25 protein-coding genes, 1 tRNA gene, 1 pseudogene, 1 riboswitch and 2 other annotated features are annotated in these 25,449 nt (G+C 34.3%); of the genes and pseudogenes, 2 read left to right on the top strand and 25 right to left on the bottom strand.

Annotated features, from left to right (window positions below):
- Positions 1-62: 62 nt before the first annotated feature.
- The 17 genes and pseudogenes from ACFOZ1_RS11185 to ACFOZ1_RS11105 form a co-directional block, all read right to left on the bottom strand.
- Positions 63-134: transfer RNA gene (locus tag ACFOZ1_RS11185), tRNA-Val, on the bottom strand.
- Between the two features lie 300 nt (positions 135-434).
- Entirely contained in the window at positions 435-713 is a 279-nt protein-coding gene (gene rpmA, locus ACFOZ1_RS11180; RefSeq protein ID WP_390199329.1) for a 50S ribosomal protein L27, read from the bottom strand.
- 18 nt (positions 714-731) lie between these two features.
- On the bottom strand, positions 732-1,055 hold the full coding sequence (locus ACFOZ1_RS11175; protein ID WP_390199327.1) for a ribosomal-processing cysteine protease Prp: 324 nt from the start codon (positions 1,053-1,055) through the stop codon (positions 732-734).
- 9 nt (positions 1,056-1,064) lie between these two features.
- Positions 1,065-1,373, bottom strand: coding sequence for a 50S ribosomal protein L21 (gene rplU / locus ACFOZ1_RS11170; RefSeq protein WP_390199326.1), 309 nt, complete (start codon positions 1,371-1,373; stop codon positions 1,065-1,067).
- Between the two features lie 14 nt (positions 1,374-1,387).
- Positions 1,388-1,459 (bottom strand) — a sequence feature (ribosomal protein L21 leader region).
- A 35-nt stretch (positions 1,460-1,494) separates the two neighbouring features.
- Positions 1,495-2,934: a ribonuclease E/G gene (locus ACFOZ1_RS11165; RefSeq protein WP_390199324.1), complete on the bottom strand. Its 1,440-nt coding sequence runs from the start codon at positions 2,932-2,934 to the stop codon at positions 1,495-1,497.
- The gene (locus ACFOZ1_RS11160; protein ID WP_390199322.1) at positions 2,927-3,796 is read right to left on the bottom strand and encodes a M50 family metallopeptidase; all 870 of its coding nucleotides are present in this window, start codon (positions 3,794-3,796) and stop codon (positions 2,927-2,929) included. The genes ACFOZ1_RS11165 and ACFOZ1_RS11160 overlap by 8 nt, the downstream gene beginning before the upstream one ends.
- Positions 3,783-4,550 (bottom strand): peptidoglycan DD-metalloendopeptidase family protein, encoded by a 768-nt coding sequence (locus ACFOZ1_RS11155; protein WP_390199320.1) that lies wholly within the window; start codon positions 4,548-4,550, stop codon positions 3,783-3,785. The genes ACFOZ1_RS11160 and ACFOZ1_RS11155 overlap by 14 nt, the downstream gene beginning before the upstream one ends.
- Before the next feature lie 158 nt (positions 4,551-4,708).
- The gene (gene minD / locus ACFOZ1_RS11150; protein WP_390199318.1) at positions 4,709-5,500 is read right to left on the bottom strand and encodes a septum site-determining protein MinD; all 792 of its coding nucleotides are present in this window, start codon (positions 5,498-5,500) and stop codon (positions 4,709-4,711) included.
- A complete protein-coding gene (minC, locus tag ACFOZ1_RS11145) occupies positions 5,493-6,182 on the bottom strand; it encodes a septum site-determining protein MinC (RefSeq protein WP_390199317.1) in 690 nt (229 codons plus the stop codon). The genes minD and minC overlap by 8 nt, the downstream gene beginning before the upstream one ends.
- Positions 6,183-6,210: 28 nt before the next feature.
- On the bottom strand, positions 6,211-6,756 hold the full coding sequence (mreD, locus tag ACFOZ1_RS11140) for a rod shape-determining protein MreD (RefSeq protein ID WP_390199315.1): 546 nt from the start codon (positions 6,754-6,756) through the stop codon (positions 6,211-6,213).
- Positions 6,753-7,628, bottom strand: coding sequence for a rod shape-determining protein MreC (mreC, locus tag ACFOZ1_RS11135; RefSeq protein ID WP_390199313.1), 876 nt, complete (start codon positions 7,626-7,628; stop codon positions 6,753-6,755). Before mreC ends, mreD begins: the two co-directional genes overlap by 4 nt.
- Before the next feature lie 12 nt (positions 7,629-7,640).
- On the bottom strand, positions 7,641-8,681 hold the full coding sequence (locus tag ACFOZ1_RS11130; protein WP_390199311.1) for a rod shape-determining protein: 1,041 nt from the start codon (positions 8,679-8,681) through the stop codon (positions 7,641-7,643).
- A gap of 227 nt (positions 8,682-8,908) precedes the next feature.
- Positions 8,909-9,049, bottom strand: a pseudogene (locus ACFOZ1_RS11125) (JAB domain-containing protein); the annotation flags it as partial.
- Positions 9,050-9,728: 679 nt separating this feature from the next.
- Positions 9,729-9,833: a JAB domain-containing protein gene (locus ACFOZ1_RS11120; protein ID WP_390199741.1), complete on the bottom strand. Its 105-nt coding sequence runs from the start codon at positions 9,831-9,833 to the stop codon at positions 9,729-9,731.
- 697 nt (positions 9,834-10,530) lie between these two features.
- Positions 10,531-11,028, bottom strand: coding sequence for a RadC family protein (gene radC, locus ACFOZ1_RS11115; protein WP_390199309.1), 498 nt, complete (start codon positions 11,026-11,028; stop codon positions 10,531-10,533).
- A gap of 155 nt (positions 11,029-11,183) precedes the next feature.
- Entirely contained in the window at positions 11,184-12,035 is an 852-nt protein-coding gene (locus tag ACFOZ1_RS11110) for a hypothetical protein (RefSeq protein ID WP_390199307.1), read from the bottom strand.
- A 146-nt stretch (positions 12,036-12,181) separates the two neighbouring features.
- Positions 12,182-13,465: a bifunctional folylpolyglutamate synthase/dihydrofolate synthase gene (locus ACFOZ1_RS11105; RefSeq protein ID WP_390199305.1), complete on the bottom strand. Its 1,284-nt coding sequence runs from the start codon at positions 13,463-13,465 to the stop codon at positions 12,182-12,184.
- Positions 13,466-13,612: 147 nt separating this feature from the next.
- Here ACFOZ1_RS11105 and ACFOZ1_RS11100 point away from each other — a divergent pair, with 147 nt between their 5' ends.
- On the top strand, positions 13,613-14,500 hold the full coding sequence (locus tag ACFOZ1_RS11100; protein WP_390199303.1) for an ATP-grasp domain-containing protein: 888 nt from the start codon (positions 13,613-13,615) through the stop codon (positions 14,498-14,500).
- Between the two features lie 52 nt (positions 14,501-14,552).
- Here ACFOZ1_RS11100 and ACFOZ1_RS11095 read toward each other — a convergent pair whose 3' ends face one another.
- The 5 genes from ACFOZ1_RS11095 to ACFOZ1_RS11075 all read right to left on the bottom strand — a co-directional run bounded on the left by ACFOZ1_RS11095 (position 14,553) and on the right by ACFOZ1_RS11075 (position 21,377).
- Positions 14,553-17,204 carry a valine--tRNA ligase gene (locus ACFOZ1_RS11095; RefSeq protein WP_390199301.1) on the bottom strand — a complete coding sequence of 884 codons (2,652 nt, stop codon included), beginning with the start codon at positions 17,202-17,204 and terminating at the stop codon, positions 14,553-14,555.
- Positions 17,205-17,294: 90 nt separating this feature from the next.
- Positions 17,295-17,520 (bottom strand) — a binding site (T-box leader).
- 51 nt (positions 17,521-17,571) lie between these two features.
- Positions 17,572-18,351, bottom strand: coding sequence for an ABC transporter permease (locus ACFOZ1_RS11090; protein WP_390199299.1), 780 nt, complete (start codon positions 18,349-18,351; stop codon positions 17,572-17,574).
- On the bottom strand, positions 18,348-18,983 hold the full coding sequence (locus ACFOZ1_RS11085; protein ID WP_390199297.1) for an ABC transporter ATP-binding protein: 636 nt from the start codon (positions 18,981-18,983) through the stop codon (positions 18,348-18,350). Before ACFOZ1_RS11085 ends, ACFOZ1_RS11090 begins: the two co-directional genes overlap by 4 nt.
- A gap of 819 nt (positions 18,984-19,802) precedes the next feature.
- Positions 19,803-21,011 (bottom strand): NAD(P)/FAD-dependent oxidoreductase, encoded by a 1,209-nt coding sequence (locus ACFOZ1_RS11080; RefSeq protein WP_390199295.1) that lies wholly within the window; start codon positions 21,009-21,011, stop codon positions 19,803-19,805.
- Positions 21,012-21,242: 231 nt separating this feature from the next.
- On the bottom strand, positions 21,243-21,377 hold the full coding sequence (locus ACFOZ1_RS11075) for an anti-repressor SinI family protein (protein WP_390199293.1): 135 nt from the start codon (positions 21,375-21,377) through the stop codon (positions 21,243-21,245).
- 31 nt (positions 21,378-21,408) lie between these two features.
- Positions 21,409-21,491, bottom strand: a riboswitch (cyclic di-GMP riboswitch).
- Positions 21,492-21,816: 325 nt separating this feature from the next.
- Here ACFOZ1_RS11075 and ACFOZ1_RS11070 point away from each other — a divergent pair.
- The gene (locus ACFOZ1_RS11070) at positions 21,817-22,005 is read left to right on the top strand and encodes a hypothetical protein (protein WP_390199291.1); all 189 of its coding nucleotides are present in this window, start codon (positions 21,817-21,819) and stop codon (positions 22,003-22,005) included.
- Here ACFOZ1_RS11070 and ACFOZ1_RS11065 read toward each other — a convergent pair.
- From ACFOZ1_RS11065 to hemL, 3 genes are all read right to left on the bottom strand, one after another.
- Positions 22,002-22,991: a hypothetical protein gene (locus tag ACFOZ1_RS11065; RefSeq protein WP_390199290.1), complete on the bottom strand. Its 990-nt coding sequence runs from the start codon at positions 22,989-22,991 to the stop codon at positions 22,002-22,004. The two genes, ACFOZ1_RS11070 and ACFOZ1_RS11065, sit on opposite strands and share 4 nt — an antisense overlap.
- Positions 22,992-23,072: 81 nt before the next feature.
- Complete coding sequence (locus ACFOZ1_RS11060; protein ID WP_390199288.1) at positions 23,073-23,984, bottom strand: LysM peptidoglycan-binding domain-containing protein; 912 nt, start codon at positions 23,982-23,984, stop codon at positions 23,073-23,075.
- Positions 23,985-24,144: 160 nt separating this feature from the next.
- Complete coding sequence (hemL, locus tag ACFOZ1_RS11055) at positions 24,145-25,437, bottom strand: glutamate-1-semialdehyde 2,1-aminomutase (RefSeq protein ID WP_390199287.1); 1,293 nt, start codon at positions 25,435-25,437, stop codon at positions 24,145-24,147.
- Positions 25,438-25,449: the final 12 nt, after the last annotated feature.

Raw genomic sequence — 25,449 nt, 5'->3', positions numbered from 1 at the left:
CAACATTTAATTTGACATACAAAAAAGACACACTCAAAATTATGAAATGTGCCTTAAGGTTATGATCTGAGAGGGATTCGAACCCCCGACCCCGTCCCTGTCAAGAACGTATTCTCCCGCTGAACTATCAGATCGCAATATATGATAATTTCCCTATCGAAGTGACGCTTTTTCAACTGAGCTACGGAATAGCGAACAAAGAAATAGTACGTTAACTATATGAAATTATACACATTTTGTCAATCATTATCTTCAACAATTAAAATAAAACTTTGGAACAATGAAGCAATATGAAAAATTCAAATGACGGTTTGCACGTGTACTTTTTTGATAGTTTTGTCACTACAAACCTCTTCAAATGCAGAGTCTTGATTCCTCACCAATCCCAATAAGAAGACTCCAATCTATTTCGATTGGAGTCTTCTCTATCATCCTTATGCAGGATATACACTTACTTTTTTGCGATCGCGTCCGTAACGCTCGAAACGAACTACACCATCCACCTTAGCGTATAATGTATCGTCTCCACCACGTCCAACGTTCTCACCTGGATAAATTTTAGTACCGCGTTGACGATAAAGGATAGATCCGCCAGAAACGAATTGACCGTCCGCACGTTTAGCACCTAAACGTTTAGATTCAGAGTCACGACCGTTTTTTGTACTACCTACACCTTTTTTCGATGCGAAAAATTGTAAATCTAGACGTAACATATCAGTTGCACCTCCCCTTTATTTGTTAGAGATGGATATAAATTGACCATAATCTCGTTCAATGGTTTGTAAAGAGACAACCATCCCTTCAAGCAATAATGATGCTTTATCATCCATGCTTTCATTAGGAATCGTTACTTTTAAATACCCACCATCATCACCAGCTTGATCAATTGCTACATCAATCTCGCATAATTCTAATACCGCATTCACAGCACCGAAGGAAACTGCCGATACAGCTGCACAAACTAAGTCGTGGCCATACGGACCGCTTCCTGCATGTCCTGTTATGGTAAAGGATTTTATCACATTTTGTTTACGCCAAATAGTCACTTTAATCATAAGAAATCCTTATGCATTGATTTTTTCAATAGTCAACTTTGTGTATGGTTGACGGTGACCTTGCTTGCGTGAATAGTTTTTCTTTGCTTTGAATTTGATTACTGTAACTTTCTTTTGACGGCCTTGTTTCTCAACTTTAGCCGTTACAGTAGCGCCTTCTACGAATGGAGCTCCAATTTTAGCTTCGTCTCCACCTACTACAAGAACTTTATCAAATGTTACAGATTCACCAGCTTCAGCAGCTAATTTCTCTACGTAAATCACTTGACCTTCTTCTACTTTCACTTGTTTTCCACCAGTTTCAATAATTGCGTACACAATATGCACCTCCTCATATGACTCAGACTCGCCATACAGGTAGCCCTAATAAGCTTTTCACCTGTTCTGCGCGGTTGTAGCAACAGGTGCTACATAAACAACATGACGATTTTACCACGTATTAGACTAGTTTGTCAATGACAAAATGTTGTTGCGTATCTATATACTCCATGACCATTTCTTTTGTACCAACTCGTTCTGTAATGTATGTATTCTTAGATGAATCAATTAGTACATATACTTCTAAATCAATTCGCTTATTTTTTACTAACATGCTAGTAAATTCAGCTATTTGCTTTGATGTACGAATACAACATGCTTCTGCTTTTGAATCCCCATATTCTAATATTTCTCTTTCTAACCGGTAAGCAACCGATTGGACATTCAAAGTTATGTGATTAGATAAAGAAGAATCAGACATTAGTTGCAATAAACTTATTTGTTCTCTTTTTCTAGTCATCTCAAGCAATCCTAATTTCGTAAATCCAAAAATCTCTGTTCGAATAGGGTCTCTTTTGCATCGTTCTTGTAACTGATTTACTACGATTTGTCGTTCTTTTTCGTCTTTCATTTTTAGAAAATCAATTACAATAATACCAGATATATTTCGTTTCTGAATTTCTCTACAGATAGTTTGAATTGCTTGAATATTAATTTGTAATAAAGTAAGTTGTTTGGATTGATTACTTTTAAATTTACTACTATCTATATCAATGACTGTTAATGCTTCTGTCTCGTCAATTGTTAAAGTAATCCCTTCAGTCGTTTGAATTGTCTTCTCTAGACTTGCCTGAAGTAATTGATCGATTGTTTTCCCTTCCATTAGTGGCAGCTTCTCTCTTACTTGCATGATAGCTTTCCATTCTGGATATATCTTTTCCATTTGTTTCATTGTACTATATTGATCAAAAATAATTTCTTCTATTGGTACACTTCGATATTGATTCATCATTTTAGTCGGAATAATGTCTTTACGATAAAGTAAGGTCGGTTTTTTAATTGAATCAGATTGTTGTTTTAAATGTTGAAATGTCTGTCTCAATTCACCCAATTCTTGATGTAATGTTGCTTTACTTTTGTTTACACTATTTGTTCGAACAATTACCCCTTCTTTTTCTAATAGTAATTGTGTAAAAAATTGTTCATATTCCTCTTTTTGTTCTTTTATTTTCTTTGAGACAGCGATATATTCCCCATAAGGTAGATAAACAATACTATCTCCTCCGATTGTTATATTACATGACAATCGTGGTCCCTTATCTTGATATGCTTCTTTTATTACTTGAACAAGTATTGTCATCCCGTTTGTCAAAACAGTATGGATAGAGGTGTTCATGATAAATGGACATTCTTTTTGAGGCAAAAATCCAACAATTCCATTTTCTAATTCCACAAAGGCTGCTTCCATTTTTTTATCTACATTTCTTACTTTCCCAACATAAATAGAACCGACACTCATCGAAAGTGTCGGCCGATCAATTTGAATTGCTTCAACTTTATTATTCTCCACATACAAGCCAATTTTTTCCGTTGACTTTGTCTGAAAATATAGTTTACCCATAGTCGACCTCTTTCTTCTCATCCATGATTTGTTTTAATGTTATATGATAATTTTTATTTTTAAGAAAAAAATGAAGACAGTCTCTTTCGGATAATTCTTCTGACCTTCCATTTATCCAAATTACATTATTTCTATTTCGGTAAAATTGGCGAAATAATGAAAATAAAGAAACCTGTGATTCTGAAAAAATAACCTGCTGTCGTTTATTTTCCAATAGCGCTGTGCAACGTAATAATAAAAAATGCCAAAAAGTATAATGCCTACGTTTCCATTCTAATCGATTTTCCCAAAATAAAAAAATAAAAAGCATAAAAAGACTAAGTGTAAGGAATTTCGTTACATATGCAATTGAACATGTCAAAACAATAAGAAATACAGATATAACAATAGTGATGCAATTAGCTATATAGTACGGAAATTGATGTTGGCATAATAAATGTAACATTTTACCCCCATCTAGCGGAAGGATTGGTATTAAATTACCCAAAAGTATAAATAAATTATAATACATCGCTATTTGGATTGTCTGATCAGGTAAAAGTTCTAACATGCCAATAATAGAAAAGAAGAAAAAAAGTATCACATGTTGTAACGGCCCTGAAATAATCACAAGCCATTCTTCTTTCATTGGTACTTCTCTATCTTTCTCTACTTCCATTACACCACCAAAAATCCATAGGTAAATGCGTTTTATCTTCCAACCATAATATCTTGCGCAAAGAAAGTGGCCTAATTCATGAATAAATACAATAAAAAAAATAATACACCATTCCACTAACATACCAGTAATTGCCGCAATAATAAAGAAGAAAAATACAATTGGATGTATATGAATTGGTGGAAATTGTTTATTGTTGTTCATGAACATGTATCACCTGAACAGGATCGATAAATTCTCGATTTTTCTCCACTGCAAAATAAATTGCTTCTACAGAATCACTTGGCTTAAATGACCCAATCACTTGATTTGCCCTTACAGATTGATAAGAATGTACCTGGATATCAGATAAGAATCCATAAATTGTTTTACTTCGATCTGCATGTTGGACAATGACCGTTTTGCCTGTATCTGCATCATTACCAGCAAATAGTACAGTTCCTGCATTTACTGCAATGACATCAGATTTATTAACTGTTGATATCATTAGTCCTTGTCCATTTTCTTGAAAAGATTGATCGATTTGACCAGACACAGGTAATACTGCAATGTCTTCATCTATGTCTACAATAGGTTCTACAGCAAAAGGCGCACCAAATTTCGATTGGTACCATGCATTCATTGTGGCAAATGGAAATTCTTCATGTAAGACATAGCTTGTCCATTCTTTCGGTTGTTTAAGAATCGATACATTCGATTGATAGGATAATGTCATTACAAAAAATAAACAAGCAGCAATGACACTACGCAATAGAAAAGAATGAAATATCGGTTTTTTATTACTACTTTTTTTCAGATAGGACGGACCTGTACTAACATACCCATGCCTTTCTTCATCTTCCATGATCATATCATTGATATACGCAGATGATTTAGGAGGACTTTGTAAAGCCATTTTACGCTTCTCTTGTTTTCGCTTATTGATATTTTGACGAATGGATGAAATATTCTTTTTCATATGTTCACATTCCTTTATCTTATTTATACCTATACTATGAATATAGTACTGTGATTATGATTCAAAACTATTAAAAAAACCGAATCCCATCAATATTGTATCGATAGGATTCGGTTACTATTTTCAAAAGAAATATAAGTATAATGGAACAATTGTTATTATTTACTAAATACTTTTTTTAAACGATCAAAGAAAGTCACCTTTTGATCTAAAGATTGAAGTGGTACAGACTCTCCTAAAATTCTTCTTGCAATATTTCGGTAAGCAATAGATGCCCTCGTATTCGGTTGAAATGCTACTGGTTCTCCACTATTCGATGCTTTAATGACTTCATCGTCATCTGCAACAATTCCAATTAAATCAATCGATAAAATTTGCATAATTTCATCTATATCTAACATCTCTCCATTTTTCATCATATGATTACGAATTCGATTGATAATTAGATTCGGTGGATCAATATCCTCTTGCTCCAACAGTCCAATAATCCTGTCAGCATCACGTACGCTTGATTTCTCTGGTGTTGTTACAACAAGTGCTTTATCCGCTCCAGCTACTGCATTCTTAAATCCTTGTTCAATTCCAGCAGGGCAATCTATTAGAATATAATCGTACTCTGTCTTTAATTGTTCTACTATTTCAATCATACCTTCTGGAGTTAATGCAGATTTATCACTAGTCTGCGCAGCTGGGAGTAAATATAAACAATCAAATCGTTTGTCTTTAATTAATGCTTGTGAAATCTTACAACGTTTCTCCATGACATCGATAATATCATAAATAATGCGATTTTCTAAACCTAATACGACGTCTAAATTCCTAAGACCGATATCTGTATCTATCAAACATACCTTCTTATCTAGTAATGCCAAAGAAGTTCCTAAATTAGCAGTAGTCGTTGTTTTACCAACCCCACCTTTACCAGATGTTATTACAATTGCTTCACCCATGTAAAATTCTCCTTTCAAAAGCATTTAATTCAGATCGTAAACGACTAAGTGCATGCATGCGATCCATAAGAATATTCTCGCCTGTCTCATCAATATAACCACATTCCATCATTCCACCATCTTTGTCTTGGTCTGATGGACGACTGATAATATTAGCTATTCTTAATTGAGTAGGAGCCATATAAGATGCAGCAACAACTGCTGATTTATTTCCATCCACACCAGCATGTGCTATCCCTCTTAGATACCCCAATATGTAAATATTACCTGTTGCAACAACTTTACCTCCTGGGTTCACATCTCCAATTAATAACAAGTCACCATTTACTTCAAGTACTTGTCCAGAACGAATCACTTTATTATGCAATTTAATTGCTGTATCCTCTTTCCAATCAAGTGCAGTTTGTTTTAAGATCACATTCGATACAATTTCTTCTACGATAAACTTTTGTTGTTGATCAAATAATGCTTTTAATTGCGCTTCTTGACTTTCCGTTACATATCGATTCCCTAATTCTACTTTAATTCGAATGGATTGTTCATCATCTGCTAAATATTTCGTCATTAATACGGTTTCTAATTCTACCAATAAATCATTAAATGCACATGTATCATCCATAAATAGTATTAAACCATCTCTTGTACCTTTAATCGTGATACAACGGTTTCCTGCCACAATCATTCAACCCCTTAATCTACTGATGCAACATTTAATCCTTATTTAAAAATTTAATCCTCTCCCATTTTCTTAAGTTCTTTTTAATGAATGGGTAAAAAACGATACTCAATAATATATTCCATATAAAAGTTGGGACTAATCTCTCTACAAAATATGTGTTCCAATTCATATGATGGAATTGAATCATTCCATATAGGAAATATGTTGCGATATCTGCGATGATTACACCTATCGCAACGATTAATACTGTCACGAAGAAATTAGCATGTAACCATTTCATTAAATTCCTAGCTACATATAATACAACACCATATACAAACAAATAAATACCGATGACTGGTGTATACAATATATCAATGATTAGACCAAACAATACAGCAAATGCAAAACCGTAGTATGTATTGCGCTGATCAAAAAATATTGTAATGTAGAGTGTGAACAGAAGCAAAAAATGGGACGTTACTTGCCAATCATCTGGTATAAATGGTAGATGAATTAAAATATTCGCAACAGATCCTTCTAACATGACTAGTACTATACAAATAATGGATAGGAGAAAAGGGATGAATGTTTTCATAATTCATCATCTCCTCCATTGTCTGATATCATGTTGCGATCAATAACGATAACGTGGTGAATGACATCTAAGTTAGCAGTCGGTTTTACATAAGCAACTTTTGTTAATGCATATCGATCTTCTGTTACTTGCTGTACTTCACCAATTTGCAACCCTTTAGGGAAGACGCCACCTAATCCAGATGAAAATACGAACTGTCCTTCTTGTAATTTATCGTTATTCTCATTTAACTCAAGTAACAACAAGTCTTTCTCTTCATCATATCCTACTATAAATCCAGACAAGTCTTCACTTTCTTCTTTTACATCGACATTCACAGAAATTCTGTTATATCGATCAAACCCATTCAGCAACAAAACAGTAGAAGTAAATGGCGATGTAGATTGTACTTTACCTATCATCCCTTTGCCTGTAATAACAGCCATGTTAGGTTCGATTCCATCTTCAGAACCTTTATTAATTGTAATCTGCTTAAACCAATTGTCTTTACTTCTTGAAACAACAGAGGCATGAATCGATTCAAAGGATTGTAAAAAATCAGAATCAGATTTGTTTACAATTTCTTTTAACTCTATCATTTCTTTTTCTAACTCTTGATTCTCATACTCTAATTGACGTATTTCTTCTAAGCGTGACTTCAATTGCTCATTCTCTTTGTATACGTTTTTTATATCTTTAATATTTGAAAAGAAATCTGTTGTGAATTCAATCGGCTTATTAATGATTTGTTGAACAGAACCAAAGCTGTCATGAATGAAATCTTCTACAATTGTTAAATTAGAACGTTCACGCATTGTAAATCCTATCAAGCCAACCAGTACCATTAATACTAAAAGAAAAATAAACAGATACTTTTTCTTAAATGAGAACATGTGAACACCTACTTAATCTTGTATACGTTGGGAAGAGTATTTAGATTGCGAACGAAATTGCTCGATGTACTCTAACGATTTACCTGTTCCAATTGCAACACTATCAAGTGGTTCATCTGCCACAAATGTAGGCATTTTTGTTTCTTCACTAATAACTTCATCCAAGCCTTTTAGTAATGCACCACCACCAGATAATACAATACCTCGGTCCATCACATCTGCTGATAATTCAGGTGGAGTTAATTCTAATGTATTTTTTACAGATTCTACAATTGCATCTACAGTATCCTTTAATGCATCTGCAATTTCTGCTGCAGTGATTGTAATTGTTTTAGGTAATCCTGTTAACAAATCTCTACCTCGTATATCCATTTCTTCAGGTTGCTCTGGTACTTTTGCTGAACCAATATCCATTTTAATCGATTCTGCTGAACGTTCCCCAATCATCAAGTTATATTTTCGTTTCACATATTGAATAATCGCATCATCCATATCATCCCCAGCAGTACGAATCGATTTACTTGTCACAATACCACCTAGAGAAATGACTGCTACTTCTGTTGTTCCTCCACCAATATCTACAATCATACTACCTGTAGGCTCCCATACTGGCAGACCTGCACCAATTGCAGCTGCGAATGGTTCTGCTATAGGGAAAGCATCTTTTGCCCCTGCTTGTTTTGTCGCATCTATTACCGCTCGTTCCTCTACCATTGTAATACCTGAAGGAACACATACCATTACATTCGGTTTCTTGGCAAAAGAAGATCTGTTCTTCTGCGCTAACTTAATGTAATACTTCATCATTGCTGCAGTAGTATCATAGTCTGCAATCACACCATCTTTCATTGGTCTGATTACCGCAATATTACCAGGTGTTCTTCCTATCATATTTTTAGCATCTCCACCAACTGCTTCAATATCACCTGTTGTCCGATTAATTGCAACGACGGATGGTTCACGTACTACTACACCTTTACCTTTTATAAAAACAAGCGTGTTCGCTGTACCTAAATCAATACCTAAATCTTGCGAAAAATTTAAAAATCCCAATCTTTTTCTTCCTCTCAAAGCTAAATTTATAATGTTAATCAAGCTTATTTTATGCTTTTGTCCAATTTCAAGCAAGAAATTACCTTTTTATACTAAAAATTTTCTTATTTTATGTAACAAATGCATGTATCAATAATAAACGCCTTTATACAAGCAATCTCTTGTAAAAGGCGTTATCTTGAGCTTGTATTCACTATTATACTTAATTTTTCACAAAATAGATAGTGTCACAAGTACCCTTTTTCTTTTAATGATATAAATCGATGGTCACCAATGATGAGATGGTCTAGCATTTCAATCCCAATCATTTTCCCACTTTCCACTAATCTTTTGGTTACTTGAATATCTTCATTTGATGGAGATGGATCGTAGGGTAGAAACAATGCGCCTTATTCATAGTAATAATAGGTTTCATTATCTCTCCCACAGAACCGTACGTACACCTTTCAGCGTATACGGCTCGCCAGTTGTCTATACACTATTCCCTTAAATAGTGTATACATATTATATACGAAAATGGCTTTATTCATTTTCATGATGCCATTCCAGTAATATGTACAACCTATTCCCCTTCCTCATGCTAAACTCATTATAAGCAAACGATTGAGTACTATGAGAACTCCGATGCCATATGCATGTGTAGAATTTTACAAACACTTAGGCATTCCCTGCTTCTTTCGTCATTTAGATTTGTGATGGTTAGGTATCTCTTTTGGCGGTTTCTTCCACTAGAAGATTGAAGGGAAACCCTTACTATGGAATAGAATATAGCATTCTAATAGAGCGCTCAGGTGATACGCCCCCATGATTCCCATATTGCCTGTTAGCTATCGTAGACAATAACGCATCCAACGCTCATTCACCTAAGATTCAAGCAGTATAGCTTTTACCATACATCACTTGGTCTGAAGAACGGACTCGACATGAGATAGCTTTGTCGTCTTTTCTCCTTTTCACATCATGCTTTATTCTCTATATTTAGTTTCCTATCAAGGTAAGATGCTGACCATAGAACATTGTAAGGAGTTCCAAATTACATAGTAATCACTAATATGACAAAATATACAGGCGCACACCTGATGGATGATTATGAAGACATATAATAGAGGCTGCTGCACGTTTAATTGCTTCTCGATAGTAGGGTAAGTATATTGCGCCTTGCTTTATTTATAGCAGGTTTCTCTACACTTCCCTCCAAACCGTACGTACCCTTCTCAAGGTATACGGCTTTCTGTTTATTTACCTAACAATAGAGACATAGAATGATGTAGAAATACCATTCAGTGCTGTTAGATTGTGCATGCTAATTATAGATTTATTAGAACAGGATCATTCCAATCCATATTAGTATGTACGAAATAAACTGTTCTCCTTCGCTTTGTAATAGGCTTTCCCTATCTCGAACTACTACGAGAACTCCGTTGCCATATCATTCACGTTACGATTGACTTAGGCAATCCCCATTTACTTCTATTGAAACAAAGCATTGAATAGTATCGGATGTGACGTTTGCTCTTTTTTCTATTGTGAATAGAATTGGTGAAGTAGTTTCACACCGTCGTTCCAGAAGTTCAATAGAACAACGGCTACTTCATATAGCGTAACTACATTACTTTCCGCTATAGGCCCCGTAATCCCCATCGAGCTATCATTTAAGCAATCCAGCTTTCATCCTTATCTATTCATTTCATCTCACTATTCAATCGCATCTTAAGTAATTAGATGATTTATAGTTTTGTTAACATGCTACACTCCCCAATCGGTTTCCCTCATGGATAAGTTAACTGATGATAGGGTATACTCGCGAAAATTCCCTACTGCCTTGCTAGAGCAGATTTCCAATAGAACCTTATGGGCGCACAACTTCTCTAGGGTGGACAATACTCGCATTCAAGCTCCCAATAAAAATTGTTTGTCGATGAATCACTTGGTTTTTTGTATTTAGAAATAATGTAACAAAATGCTCTTGTTGTAAATTCCGCATTTCTTCCATGACATAATTCGCTCCATCTTCTGGACTTCTAATGACATAACGGTCTTTTATTTTGAATGTTTGTACTCTCTTTCCAAGCTCAATGGCAGCAAGTAATTGGACGGCTTTCGCTTGACCAACACCATTAATTTGTGTCAACTCTTCAATTGTTACATCACGTAAATTGACTAATCCATCAATATGCCCTAACACTTTCTCTGCAAGTTGGTATACATTTTCTTTCCTTGAGCCTGAGCCGAACAATATAGCGATTAACTCTTGATTAGATAAATGATCAGGTCCATAATGAATCAATCGCTCTCTCGGTCTATCTTGTTTTGGTAACTCTTTCATTTTAACCATTTCTGATTCCATAAAAAACCTCCTTCATATGATTCATGTACTAGTGTAAGTAATATGAAAGAGGTTGTACAACTAAGATTATTCGTTGTTTCTATTTAATTTTGCATGTGAATGAAATCAAAATGAATGATATCGAATTGTATTTTTAAGAAATTCATATTAAAATATCAAGTTTCACTCCGCGTCGTATAAGATTGCCATATCGCTATTATATCCAGTTTCGTTAACTCACTTTTTGTTAGTTTTTCTTCTAAATCCTCAACAAAAGATTGGATACTATCTGTTAATTTGGAAGGTGCTCCATTTACGACTTCTTGAATAGTTGCTTTATCTAGTTTTTCAAATTGTGCTTGCAATGTCTGCTCAAATAGTTGTAACCACTTCACTTCCTCATTCGAGACATTAAAAGTCACTGCATCAGTTGTCCAAACTTTTCCCCCATAAAGTTCTAATGATTCCTCACTGTGTTGTTTCGCATAATCTTTAGACATATCGCTTGATGCATCGACAGAAACAAAAATATGGTATTTTGCGTCTCTTTCCCAAATCACTGCATCAGGATAACTACTCACAAATTTGTCTGCACCCTCTTTTGAACTAAAAACATTTGCTTGTACGACATATGCTTGAAGTACATTACCAGTATAACTTTCTAAAGCAACATTAGACGATTCTTTCTCATTTGTTTCTGTAGGTGTAATGGATGTCTGAGTTGTTTGATTCTGTGTTGGTAACATTTCATTCGGATCTGTATCGACGAATATTTTGAGCATAATAAATCCTAAAAACACACCAATACAAATAGCTGTCATAGTTGCATAAAAAAACGACCGATATTTTTGCCAAAAACTATTTCTTTTCTGTGCATTCTTTGGATAGAATGGATGATGTGACTCACTGTGCACCCTTTCATGTTTGCGTTCTACTATTTTTTCAATTGGTTCTATCGGTTCGATTCGTCCCTCATTTGATTGACGCTGGCGATTTATATGAACAGAAATTTTATTATTTCCTTTCACTATATCCCTCATTTCTATCCTTTTCTATCACCCTATCATATTTCAATCACGATGTAAGACGAGTTTTGTCAGTTAGGATAAGAAATGTTTCGTCAATATATATGCTAAACATACAAAATGAGCCAAAATAAATGTAATTATTTCGTTCACTTTAAATTTTGTTTGATATATTCTCTAACTCTATCTACAAAATGCAGTGAACCAGTAATTACTAATAAATCATTATCCGTCGTCTGTTCCATTCCGATATGTAATGCTTTTTTAAATGATGAACAATAATGCCAATCCTCTGATATATCTAGCTGATTAATCGCTCGAGGATGTGAGAAACTAGTTACAGTTACTTTTCCTACTTCTGCCAACTTCTCATACATTCCTTCTATTTCTTTGTCTTTAAAACAACTAAATACAAATCGAATAGAATAATGAGGCCAATGATCTTTAATTGTTTTTATTAAATTGTCGATACTTTGATTATTATGCGCTCCATCTAGTAAAATAAATGGTTGTTTTGAGACAACCTCACACCTATTAGGTATCTTTGCATGAAGGAAGCCCTTTTTGATAGATTGATCATCTATTTTATATGCCAAATCTTGCAATAATTGAACAACCTTCATCGCATTTGCTGCATTCTCCATTTGATAATGGCCATTAATAGAAATCTCAAATGGTATCGTTGTTTTTTCATCTGTATAAACGAACTTTTTCGTTGCGTCTTCCATCCTAGATATATGATAATCGTTATGGAGTTGATACAAAGGCGCATCCAATTCCATTGCTTGTTCTTTTATTACATCGATTGCTTCCTTGTCTATATTTCCAACAATCACTGGTATGTTTTTCTTTATAATTCCTGCTTTATGACTAGCAATATCTGCTAATGTATTCCCTAAAAAATCCACATGATCATAATCTATCGTTGTAATCACAGTGAGAATGGGCTGAATTCGATTTGTCACATCATATAATCCGCCCATACATGTCTCAATTACTGCAATATCTACATGTTTGTATAAATAGAGCCATGTAATGACCATTAATATTTCATATTCAGATGGTGACATATCTTTCTTGTCCATTTCTTCAATAACCTGTTGAATCGATGTAAGTAATTCGGCAAATTCGGTTGGAGATATATTTGTATGATTAATCGCCATATGATGATAAATTGTTGGAAGACCTGGTGATGTAAAGCTCCCAACTCTATATCCTGCTTCTATCAACACCTGTTTAATAAATGTTAATGTAGAACCCTTGCCGTTTGTACCAGCGATATGAATAGACCTTATTTTTTGTTCTGGGTTACCAACCATACTCAACAAATAGTCTAGCCTTTCTAACCCTGGTTTTATTCCTAATTTTCTCCGTGTAATGAGAAACTGCTCTGCTTCTTGTATCGTTAACAAATTAATCACACTTTCTTTCATTTCTTTACTCCTCATTGTATGATAAAGAGAGCTTTTTATCAAAAGAGTACGTATCTTTTCATTCCAAAAGGTATTATACTAAAGCATGATCATACTTAAACAATTAACTAAAATACAATTAAAAATAATATATGAGGAGATTTATATATGTACGGATGGGTCATTTTTAATGGACACATGCAAAAAGAAGCTTTCTTACAATTTCCAAATCAATTAAAAGTCACTGCAAATACACTTGGCATAGAAATAAAACTCGTGCCTAATCATTACATTACGCAAATCGTTACATCATCCAATACTAGCTTAAAACATAAGGACAATATTGCTTTACCGTCGTTTGTCATTTTTCATGATAAAGACATTACACTAGCACGTCAATTTGAGCAAATTAGTATACCTGTATTTAATTCCTCTACATGTATCGATATTTGTGATAATAAAGTATGGATGTATCAGGTACTTGCAAGACACGAGATAAACATTCCTAAAACAGTGTTTGCTCCAAAAGTTTTTCATAATACACCTACTTTAGACATGGAAAGTTATCTTAATCTGACAAAACCTTTTTCCTATCCGTTTATTGTAAAAGAAGGATATGGTTCATTTGGAGAACAAGTCTATCTCATTAAAAATCAAAAACAATATCTTGATAAGGTTACGGAGATTTATGATAAACCGTTTTTACTACAACAATTCATTGATTCTAGTTACGGGGAAGATTTACGACTATTTGTTGTTGGTGATCATGTTGTTGCAGCAATTAAACGACAATCTAAAGAGGATTTTAGAGCAAATGTATATTTAGGCAGTACGGTATCTGCCTATACACCTACAGAGAAAGAAAAACAACTTGCACTGCAAGCAGCAAAAGCAGTTGGTGCTACGTATTGTGGTGTAGATATACTACTTGGACCGGATCAAGAACCAATTATTTGTGAAGTAAATACAAATGCACATGTTGCAAATATATTGAAGTATACAGGGATTGATGTTACACACTCGATATTAAATACTATAATGAAAGAAATACATTAGCAAAATAAATAACCGTACAACTCCATTAGAGTGTGCGGTTATTTATAATGTGTTATTTTTGCAATTCTTCCATACGCGCTTTTACTTTATCTCTTTTATCCATATAATCTTGTTGTTTTTGTTTTTCTGCTTCTACCACTTGGGCAGGTGCTTTTCTTACGAAACCTTCATTACTTAATTTTTTCTCTACACGCTCAACTTCTTTTGTCCATTTTTCTAACTCAGATTGCAATCTAACTAATTCTTTATCAATATCAATTAATCCCTCAAGAGGTAAGAATAATTCTGCTCCAGTTACAACTGCTGACATTGCTTTTTCTGGTACTTCTACATTTGTTGCAATCGTTAATGTACTAGGATTACAGAATCTTTCGATAAATGGTTCATTATCCATTAATTGTTGTTTTACTTTTTCATCTTTTGCTTGAATGATAATTGGAATTTGCTTTGATAATGGTGTATCCACTTCTGCTCTTATGTTACGAGCAGAACGAATAATTGCTACTAATTGTTGCATTGTATTAGATGCCTCTTCATTAGAAAGTTCATTATTTACTTCAGGCCACTTTGCCACAACGATAGATTCTCCTTGATGTGGAAGTTGTTGCCATATTTCTTCTGTTACAAATGGCATGAATGGATGTAGCATGCGCATCGTGTTGTCTAATACATATGCTAATACAGAACGTGTCGTTAGCTTAGCCTCTTCATCCTCACCATACAATGGTAACTTAGCCATTTCGATATACCAATCACAGAAATCGTCCCAAATAAAGTTATATAAATAACGGCCAGCTTCACCAAAATCATATTTGTCTACATTTCGATTCACTTGCTCAATTGTTTCATTTAATCGGCTTAGAATCCAGTGGTCCGCAACAGATTTTTTGCCAGTCAAATTAATTTCATCATATGTTAATCCATTCATATTCATTAATGCAAAACGAGATGCATTCCAAATTTTGTTGACAAAATTCCATGTGGATTCAACTTTTTCCCATTGAAAACGTAAATCTTGGCCTGGACTAGATCCAGTTGCTAAAAAGTAACGTAAAGAATCTGCACCATACTTTTCAATTACTTCCATTGGATCGACACCATTACCTAATGACTTACTCATCTTTCGGCCTTCTGCATCTCGAACTAAACCATGAATAAGCACATCTTTAAACGGTCGTTTCCCATTAAATTCTTTAGATTGGAAAATCATTCGTGCAACCCAGAAAAAGATAATATCATAACCTGTTACTAATGTATTTGTTGGGAAGAAATGTTTAAACTCTTCATCCTCACTATTTGGCCAATTTAGTGTAGAAAATGGCCATAATGCACTTGAGAACCAAGTGTCTAATACATCTGAATCTTGCTCCCAATTTTGAATATCTTCTGGAGCTGTCTTACCAACATACACTTCTCCTGTTTCCTTATGATACCATGCTGGAATACGATGTCCCCACCATAATTGTCTTGAAATACACCAATCACGTATATTTTCCATCCAACGTAAATATGTTTTCTCAAAACGTTCTGGTACGAAGTGCACTTTCTCTTCATCTGTTCCATTTTGCATTGCTACTGCTGCATCACTTAATGGTTGCATTTTTACAAACCACTGTGTAGATAGATATGGTTCAACAACAGCACCACTTCGCTCAGAGTGCCCAACTGAATGCATATGTTCTTCTATTTTAAATAGAATTCCTTGTTCTTGTAAATCTTTTACTATTTCTTTACGACATTCAAATCGATCTAACCCTTGATATTTAGCTGCATTTTCATTCATCGTACCATCTTCATTCATTACTAGTACGCGCTCTAAATTATGACGATTTCCTAATTCAAAATCATTCGGGTCATGTGCAGGTGTAATCTTTACAGCACCAGAGCCGAATTCCATATCCACATAATCATCTGCAACAATTTCAATTTCACGTCCTACAATTGGTAATTTCACTTTTTTCCCAATTAAGTGTTGATATCTTTCATCTTCTGGGTGTACCGCAACCGCTGTATCTCCAAGCATCGTCTCTGGACGTGTTGTTGCAACTTCGATACTTCCAGTGCCATCAACTAGTGGATATTTCATATGATAGAAGTGTCCTTGTACATCTTTATAGATTACTTCGATATCCGACAATGCCGTTTTAGTTGCAGGATCCCAGTTAATAATATACTCGCCGCGATAGATTAATCCTTTGTTATATAATTCAACGAATACTTCATTTACTGCTTCAGACAATCCTTTATCCAATGTAAAACGTTCACGAGAGTAATCTAGCCCTAGTCCTAGCATCGCCCACTGACTACGTATGAACTGTGCGTATTCTTCTTTCCAATCCCATGCTTTTTCTAAAAACTTCTCACGTCCAATATCATAGCGAGAGATGCCTTCATTGCGCAATTTCTCTTCTACTTTTGCTTGCGTAGCAATACCTGCATGATCCATACCAGGCAAATATAATACATCATATCCTTGCATACGTTTTATACGTGTAATAATGTCTTGCAATGTCGTATCCCATGCATGTCCAATATGGAGTTTACCTGTTACATTTGGTGGTGGAATGACAATCGTGTACGGTTCTTTCTCTGGATTTCTTTCTGCTTCAAAAAACTTACCATTTACCCAATATTCATAACGACCTTTTTCAATTGCTGTTGGATCATATTTAGGCGGTAAATTCACTTCATGTTGTTCTGACATTTTAAAATTCCTCCTAATCATCTCAATAGATTACTTATATTTTGATTATTTTATTTCTTATTGCATAAAAAAAATCCATTTCATCCCGAATAAAAGGACGAAAAGGATTCCGCGGTACCACCTTTATTTATAAGTTAATGAACACTTATACACTTTAGATAAGAGATAACGGATCTACCGGCTTTATCTACTATTATTTTCAATAAAGCTGCTTCGTAGGCTACCTTCCTATATCGTTACCCGAGAAAGTCTTTCAGCCAAGGACTTTCTTCTCTATCGAGTCGTATATAGTACTCCTCCTAGTCATTGCATCAACTACTATATTCTATGCTATTTTATCCAAAAAGGACGCTTCACGTCAAGAAAATTATAACTTTAATTGCGAACGATTTGTAAAGAAAGATTGATAACCGAAATATAAGAAAAGAATAACAGAAATGGACACACTACCTGTAATACCTAACATGATAGCAATTTGATATGTAATTGCATCTAATGGACTAGCACCTGATAAGATAACCCCTGTCATCATACCTGGTAAAAACACGATACCCATTCCAACCATACTGTTGATTGTTGGTAAAATCGCAGAATCAAAAGCATGATTTACAATTGTCTTCGAAGCAACATTAGGTGTCGCCCCAAGCATTAACGCTGCTTCTACTTCCTTCTTTCTAGACGTAAATCCTTCCACTAATGCATTCACACCAAGCGTGATTCCAGTCATCGAATTACCAATTAACATTCCTGCAATTGGGATGAAATATCGGGGATCATACCATGGCGCAAATTGAATGACAATAAAATTAAAATAGAAAAAGGAAAATAATGTACCTGACACCATTGCAAATGCAATTATTTTCTTTAAAACCGTAGATAATTTTTTCTTTGTTCTTTTATAAATATTATATACTGCAAATACTTCCATTAACACTAGAATGATGATGGAATAAGACCAATGCTCATTTTCAAATACAAATGTTAACACATAGCCCACTAATATTAATTGCACTGTCATACGCAATGTTGCAATAATAATTTCTTTTTCACGCGGAATTTTGCGCCATCTTACAATAATCAACAAGAGTACAATAAAAATATATGCCGATAGTAATTGAAGCAATGTGATATCTATCATTTCATTCATGAAGTCACCTTCTTGTCATTCAGTTCATGCATATATACGATACGATCAGCGTATTTTTTGGCAACGTCTTTAGAATGTGTAACAAGTACAGCTGTTTTCTTTTCTTCTTTTAAATAGTTAGTAAAATATTGCATGACTAGTTGTTCTGTATCTTCATCTAATGCAGATGTCGGTTCATCTAATAAATACACATTTGCATTCATTAATATCACTCTTCCAAATGCGATACGTTGTTTTTCACCACCTGAGAGTTGATTCGCATCTTCGTCCAATCCTTTATGTAACTGGAGCTTTTTTAATAATTCTTCAAGTACCATGTCCTCTACTATATCTTTTCCAGAAAAGGTTAGGCCTATTGTTAAATTACTCCTTATATCTCCTTCAAACATAATAGGTTCTTGTCCTAACATGACTACTTCTTTTCGTAATTCAATTGGAGAATAATCTAATAGATTTTTGTTGTAATACATTATTTCTCCATGATCAGGAGTGAGCATATTATTTAACATTTTTAAAATGGTGGATTTACCACTACCACTTTCTCCAAATAAGCAAGTAATTTTTCCTTCTTTTATTTCCAGTTGTTCAATTGATACAATATCTTTATACTGTAGATTGTGAATTGTAAACATATTAGTACTCCTTTCTCTATCTTAGTATATAATATTTTAAATAAAACATGTAAAGGATAATTAGACAAAAGAGTTCTTTCATTACAAAAATCCAAACAATTCGAATCTATTTATCGAATCGTTTGGATTATATATGTGCTAGAAGAAAAAATGATTTGGTTATCTGAAGTTTTTGTGTGTGCTATGCAACCGCTCCGGCTTGTCCGTTTCCCTTTCCGTGGGTTTTCCCCTAAGCTAACTTTTTTAGCAAAGGGCGCTAAAAAAGTGGATTTTAGGAGAAAAACATCCCACAGGAGTAGAAACGGACACTTACACTTTTTGATACTCTACACTTAAAGTAATCATAAAAATGTTGACTTTATTTCATATCGCCAATGATTTTGTCTTTTGATTATGTAGTATGATGAGCAATAGCTATAACAATCAAAAATATAAGCACTTGCAAACGCTACATAACTTCACTGAGCGTAGGCGCACACTCCCACTCCTATGAGATTCTTTTTCTTCTCAGATCCACTTTTCTTAGCGGTTTGCGCTTGAGAAAGTGAGCTGAAGGAAAAAGCCCATGGAAAGGGGAGTGGGCAAGCCAGAGCCGGATAACACACACTCATTACTAATTAGAGTAGTACCGTTTCATCTTTTTTTGCGAAACAATACATATTGCATCATTCGTGTTTTGTATGAAGAACAATAGTTATATTGAATTAGCGAAAATCTCTCTTATCTTCTAGTTTTCTTGATACAAATACGTATGCAATTGTACTAAAAAAAGTGATAAGTAAATAACAGAATGTTTTTTTCATTTTAGCTACCTCCTCATTAAAATGGACGGAATTTCCCTTTCTTTAAAACAAGACTTGGTCCACCTAGCATAAATAAGTATCGATCATCAATGACATTTTTCATCATTTTTGCTTGTAAACCGTATAATTTGTGGCCATCAAATATGGTTCCCATTGCTTCTGAACCACCTAATGATGCAACCGTTCCTTTATTATCAAATTTAAATTCTCTTAATGTTCCACCAAACACAAGCGTTCGTATATTATGTGCACATACATCTGCCTCTTGTATCGCAATTTGAGCAGTTGGAGGGTATGGTCTTCCAGTTTCTTTGTTCATTACCCATGCACAATCACCTAGTATAAAAACATTGTCATAATTAGGTGCACGAAGGGTAGAATCCACATTTACTTTTCCTTTTGTCAATTCAAAGCCTGATTCACCAACAATACGATTGGCTTGTACACCACCTGTCCAAACAATTGTTCCTGCTTTAATTTCTTCTTTTTCTTCCCCAACGATTACTGCATCTTTCTTCACTTCTTTTATCATTGTTTTCGTACGAATATCGATGCCACGATCTGTTAAGGAATGTACAGCATATGCGATTAATTCTTCATCAAATCCTGGCAACACAGTCTCTGCAGCCTCAATATTTATTATTTTCACTCGATTACGAGGAATATCATATTTCTTACACAATTGCGGTATTCTTTCTGCAAGTTCACCAACAAATTCAATTCCAGTAAATCCTGCACCACCTACTATAATTGTTAATAAATCATCGGATGGATTTTCTTCTGTTTTATAACGTGAAAATTGATATTCAATATGGTCACGAATCATTCGACTTTTGTCCACTGACTGAATAGAAAATGCATGTTCTTCCATCCCTTGAATACCAAATGTTGCTTTTTCAAATCCTAATCCAATTACTAAATAATCATATTCCAACATACTATTAGATAATTCGACTTGCTTATCATCTGGATGAATTTTTACAACCGAGTCATGAACAATATTGACCCTTCTAGGATTAATCACATCTGTAATCATGATCCTAGATCTATTCACATCAATCGTGCCCGCAGCGACTTCATGAAGCCATGTTGTTTGATAATGATAATTGTGTTTATTGACTAGTGTAATCTCTGCTTCTTCTGGTGCAAATTGTTGAGTTAATCGCTTCGTTGTCATCATACCTGCATATCCTGCACCTAATACAACAATACGTGGTGTTGTCATAAACTGTCATCCTTTCGTCACACTTATTTTCTACCTTAGATAGTTTTCGATGAAACTACATACAATATGTATCTCATTATAATTAGTATAGCAAAAAATAAGCGTTTTCGCGAAAGATAGCTTGTGGATGGTTAATTCGTGAAGTCACCTAGTTTCTGCGCACTGAAGCTTTACAAAACAAAAGCGGAAGTTTCCGTTAATAAACAGTCTCTTCCGCTTTTGTTTTGTGGATTAAGCATGGATTTCTTTCGTTGCGGGCTTTTTCTTTTCAATAAACTCTCTAATTTGCTCCACACTTATTCCTGCATTCTTTGCTTCTAGTAGTAAATACACCCATTCGTAATCGACTTGATTCATTTGCGACATCACTTATTCCCCCTAAAATACAAATTGTATTTCAGGCAGCTCAGCCATCCGTAAAAAATATACGGATCTGTAACTTTGCGTCCCTATCTCACAATAGGTTTGCCATTATCTGAAATGTACGTATATGCTTTCCTGCATATTTAATCGTCATTTAAGTTTAGTAAATACACCTACGTAACAATCGGATGACAATATAAAGCATTTGTTTCTTGAATACAATACTTTCAATTCAAGATGTTCTACTCATTTATATATATTCGACATCTATTGTTCATATCCTTTTTATTTTCAAAAAAATTTCAAGTTTATTCTTAGGTGTATTGTACTTAAGACTATTTTACCATTTGCAATTACTAAATGTAAATAAATATGAACATTATTTTACTTTTTGCATACACTATATTACATATTAAGAGAATTTTTCATTAGGAGTGATGATATGGGCCGATATTATCGTTATCGTTTACCACCATGGGCACGAGACTGTATTGTTGTATGTGAACGTTGCACAATGCCAATTGTTATTTTTCAAAGTTTTCGTACGATATTCATTCCTACAACATTTGATGTCATCTTATTAGGAATACTTATTGGTATCTTTATTGCATTTCAATTAGAATGGTTCTAATCCTCTTCTTGATTCACTTGTAATCTTGGAAACATATATGTTTGTAATTGATTTGCGAATAGTAATTGTCGAAATGCTTGCTCCAATCCTTTCGACATTTGTATTTCCAATCTCATTGATTGATGCACATAATTCTCTAGTAAATAAATGTAGGAGTCAATATTTAATAATTGTAGTTGTAATTCACATTTTTCTCTATCATCTAACTGAATATATTGTTGATATATTGTTAATCCTTCCACTATCTTTTTCATATCACAATCATGATAACGAAATGCATGCTTTAAATAAAAACAAATATCATGAATCGGAGTAGCTATTCTTGCATATTCCCAATTAAAAAAATATAAGTGATCATCCAACATTACATAATGTGAAGGATTAAGATTATTATGACACAGTACTATTTTTCGTTGACTTGTTTCCTGACTTAATCCCTTATATACATCATTCCATTTTTCAAATTGTTCTATGATCCATTCTATATCACGATAATGCATACACGCTTGCAATTCAAATGGTGACATAAAACGTTTCGCTTCGAAGAACTTAATGTATTCCAATAGTTCTTCTTTTTTTTGTTTTCGATCAAATGACTGGTAATTAAATGTATTCTCATTATTATCCACATATTGAGTCGTACTACCGTGCAATTTGCCAATCGCATGAAAAAAAGAAGCACTCTCATCAATAATATGTTCTGTCCGATTACTTTCAACCCAAGGATGAACAAATAAAACAGTTTGATTTAGGATATAATATGGTTCTTTGTCTTTCGTTAAGATGAGTGGAACAAATCCATATATTTGATGTGTACATATATAATTGTAGACAGCATGCCAGTGACCAATATGATCTATTGTTAGTTTACTTATTTTCAAACCATATATTGTGGTGTTCGTAGTTATTTTATATACGCGATCTGTAATCTTATCTATTTGGATTGGGTTTATATTATAGGCTTCCCAAACCTTTTCCCATTGCAAAGTGCATTACCTCCTTTTCTTACATATTAAAAAAAGAAAAATCCCAAATTACGGGATCTTAGTAAAGTCTTATATGCTTATTCATTCGTCGTGTATTGGTATATATATAATTTGACCTTGTGAAATATCTTCATCTTCTAGTGCATTTGTACGCATGATTTGTCTCGGGGTCACATTATATTTCTCTGCGATCACATCTAATTGATCAGTAGGTTGCACAATATACAATTTGACACGAGAATAAGACGTCTCTTCTTCTTCAGAAAAAATATTCAACAAATAAGAGGCTTCTTCTACTTCTGTCCTACCTTGGACATGAAGTCTTTCTTCTTTCTTTTCTTCCTGTTCTTCTACTTCTTCCATTATTTCCTCTATATTCTCTTCTAACTCCTTGTGCTCTGCCAGGTCTCGTTCTATATCTCTTTCTAAAACAACGACATTATCATTGGCTTGTTCTTCATTTTCTTTTAATTCATCATCCTCTACAATGATTTCAAATTGTTCAGTGTCTGATTCTTCTAGCTCTTCTATCACATCATTAAATCGAGTTAGCTCATTTTGTTGTTCTTGTTCTATAACTATATCTTCTTGTTTTAAGCCATGAATAGAAACCACTGCTTCTAAACATAATGCCTGTGGGGACAAAATTGTATAATCAAAATGATCCACATCAATGGAGATATTTTCTGTTACATCCACTCTTTCTAATGGAATCGTAATATCCATTAGAAATTTATGAAAGAATTCACACACTTCTTCGGATAAGCTCTCCACATGTTCCACTCTCGCACCATCCGGAAGATCGATTTCACTTGCCACATCATTTCTTACATACTCACCTTTTAACTCCATTACTCCCCGTATAGATACTGTATCACTCAGCTCTTGCACGGATAAGACAGGTTCTAGTCCAATCCCTAACATTTCTTTGAGTGGATGTGCTTCTTCAAATGTTATTGTTTCATTCAACGTAAATGTATAAGCTTCTTGCAACATAGTTCCCCCTTTCATTCTGTTCAAACGAACTAGCATTCCATAAAAATATATGTATGTGTATATATAAATATGCGCCCCCTTTATGAAATGAAGAACAATTAGGAATAAATAAAAAAATCGACCTGTACCTATAAAGTAGATACAAATCGATGATTAATTATTTCTTAGCTATTGTCTCAAATGCCTTATTTACTGCATCAATTGTTTTGTCAATATCCTCATCACTATGTGCAGTAGATAAGAATAATCCTTCGAATTGAGATGGTGGTAAGAAAACACCTTGTTCTGCCATCAAACGATAGTACTGTGCAAACATTTCTGTATCAGATGCTTGAGATGTTTCATAATTGTTTACAGGCTCATTCGTGAAAAATACACCAACCATGGAACCAGCACGATTAATATGTAATGGAATTTGATATAAATCAGCCGCATTGCGATAGCCTGCCACTAAACGATCCACTTTTTCATTGATTTTTTCGTATGCTTCTTTCGTCATTTGTTTCAATGTTTCTAAACCTGCAGTCATTGCAAGAGGATTTCCTGATAATGTACCAGCTTGATAGATATCCCCAACTGGTGCAATTCTTTCCATAATTTCGCGTTTTCCACCATATGCCCCTACCGGAAGTCCACCACCGATCACTTTACCTAAACAAGTTAAATCTGGAATCACACCGAAATGTCCTTGTGCACAATTGTAACCGACACGAAAACCAGTCATTACTTCATCAAAAATGAGTAGACTACCATATTCTGTCGTAATTGTTCTTAAAGATTGTAAGAAATCACTCTGCGGTGGTACAACTCCCATATTTCCTGATACAGGCTCTACAATAATTGCAGCAATATCCGAACCATATTGTTCAAACGCATACTTCACACTATCTATATCATTGTACGGTACAGTAATCGTATGTTTCGCAACACTTTCAGGCACTCCAGGGCTATCAGGTAATCCGAGTGTTGCGACACCTGAACCTGCTTTTATTAACAAAGAATCTCCATGTCCATGATAATTTCCTTCAAATTTTAAAATTTTATTACGTCCAGTATACCCTCTCGCAAGTCGTAATGCACTCATCGTCGCTTCTGTACCTGAATTCACCATGCGAACCATTTCAATTGAAGGAACGCGATCAATAACAAGTTGCGCTAACTCTGATTCAAGAAGTGTTGGTGCACCAAAACTTGTTCCTTTTTCAACTACTTCTTTTAATTTTGACACAACATGATCATTCGCATGTCCTAAAATAAGTGGACCCCAACTTAAAACATAATCAATATATTCATTTCCATCAATATCATATATTTTTGATCCCTTTCCGTGTTCCATAAAAATTGGGTTCATTCCAACAGACTTGAATGCACGAACAGGAGAATTCACTCCCCCTGGAAGAAGTTGTACAGACTCTTTATATGCATCGATTGATTTCTGATATGACACCACATTCATTCCTCC

It is taken from the genome of Gracilibacillus marinus (genome assembly GCF_042651725.1).
Taxonomy (GTDB): domain Bacteria; phylum Bacillota; class Bacilli; order Bacillales; family Amphibacillaceae; genus Gracilibacillus; species Gracilibacillus marinus.
The sequence above is the reverse complement of the archived record's forward strand: the minus strand, read 5'-3'. Positions and strand labels throughout refer to the sequence as shown.

Coding starts and splice junctions, on each gene's coding strand:
- rpmA (WP_390199329.1), bottom strand. CDS start 713: ATGTTACGTCTAGATTTACAATTTTTCGCATCGAAAAAAGGTGTAGGT.
- ACFOZ1_RS11175 (WP_390199327.1), bottom strand. CDS start 1,055: ATGATTAAAGTGACTATTTGGCGTAAACAAAATGTGATAAAATCCTTT.
- ACFOZ1_RS11165 (WP_390199324.1), bottom strand. CDS start 2,934: ATGGGTAAACTATATTTTCAGACAAAGTCAACGGAAAAAATTGGCTTG.
- ACFOZ1_RS11160 (WP_390199322.1), bottom strand. CDS start 3,796: ATGAACAACAATAAACAATTTCCACCAATTCATATACATCCAATTGTA.
- ACFOZ1_RS11155 (WP_390199320.1), bottom strand. CDS start 4,550: ATGAAAAAGAATATTTCATCCATTCGTCAAAATATCAATAAGCGAAAA.
- minD (WP_390199318.1), bottom strand. CDS start 5,500: ATGGGTGAAGCAATTGTAATAACATCTGGTAAAGGTGGGGTTGGTAAA.
- minC (WP_390199317.1), bottom strand. CDS start 6,182: ATGATTGTGGCAGGAAACCGTTGTATCACGATTAAAGGTACAAGAGAT.
- mreD (WP_390199315.1), bottom strand. CDS start 6,756: ATGAAAACATTCATCCCTTTTCTCCTATCCATTATTTGTATAGTACTA.
- mreC (WP_390199313.1), bottom strand. CDS start 7,628: ATGTTCTCATTTAAGAAAAAGTATCTGTTTATTTTTCTTTTAGTATTA.
- radC (WP_390199309.1), bottom strand. CDS start 11,028: ATGGAATCAGAAATGGTTAAAATGAAAGAGTTACCAAAACAAGATAGA.
- ACFOZ1_RS11105 (WP_390199305.1), bottom strand. CDS start 13,465: ATGAAAGAAAGTGTGATTAATTTGTTAACGATACAAGAAGCAGAGCAG.
- ACFOZ1_RS11100 (WP_390199303.1), top strand. CDS start 13,613: ATGTACGGATGGGTCATTTTTAATGGACACATGCAAAAAGAAGCTTTC.
- ACFOZ1_RS11095 (WP_390199301.1), bottom strand. CDS start 17,204: ATGTCAGAACAACATGAAGTGAATTTACCGCCTAAATATGATCCAACA.
- ACFOZ1_RS11090 (WP_390199299.1), bottom strand. CDS start 18,351: ATGAATGAAATGATAGATATCACATTGCTTCAATTACTATCGGCATAT.
- ACFOZ1_RS11085 (WP_390199297.1), bottom strand. CDS start 18,983: ATGTTTACAATTCACAATCTACAGTATAAAGATATTGTATCAATTGAA.
- ACFOZ1_RS11080 (WP_390199295.1), bottom strand. CDS start 21,011: ATGACAACACCACGTATTGTTGTATTAGGTGCAGGATATGCAGGTATG.
- ACFOZ1_RS11075 (WP_390199293.1), bottom strand. CDS start 21,377: ATGTCGCAAATGAATCAAGTCGATTACGAATGGGTGTATTTACTACTA.
- ACFOZ1_RS11070 (WP_390199291.1), top strand. CDS start 21,817: ATGGGCCGATATTATCGTTATCGTTTACCACCATGGGCACGAGACTGT.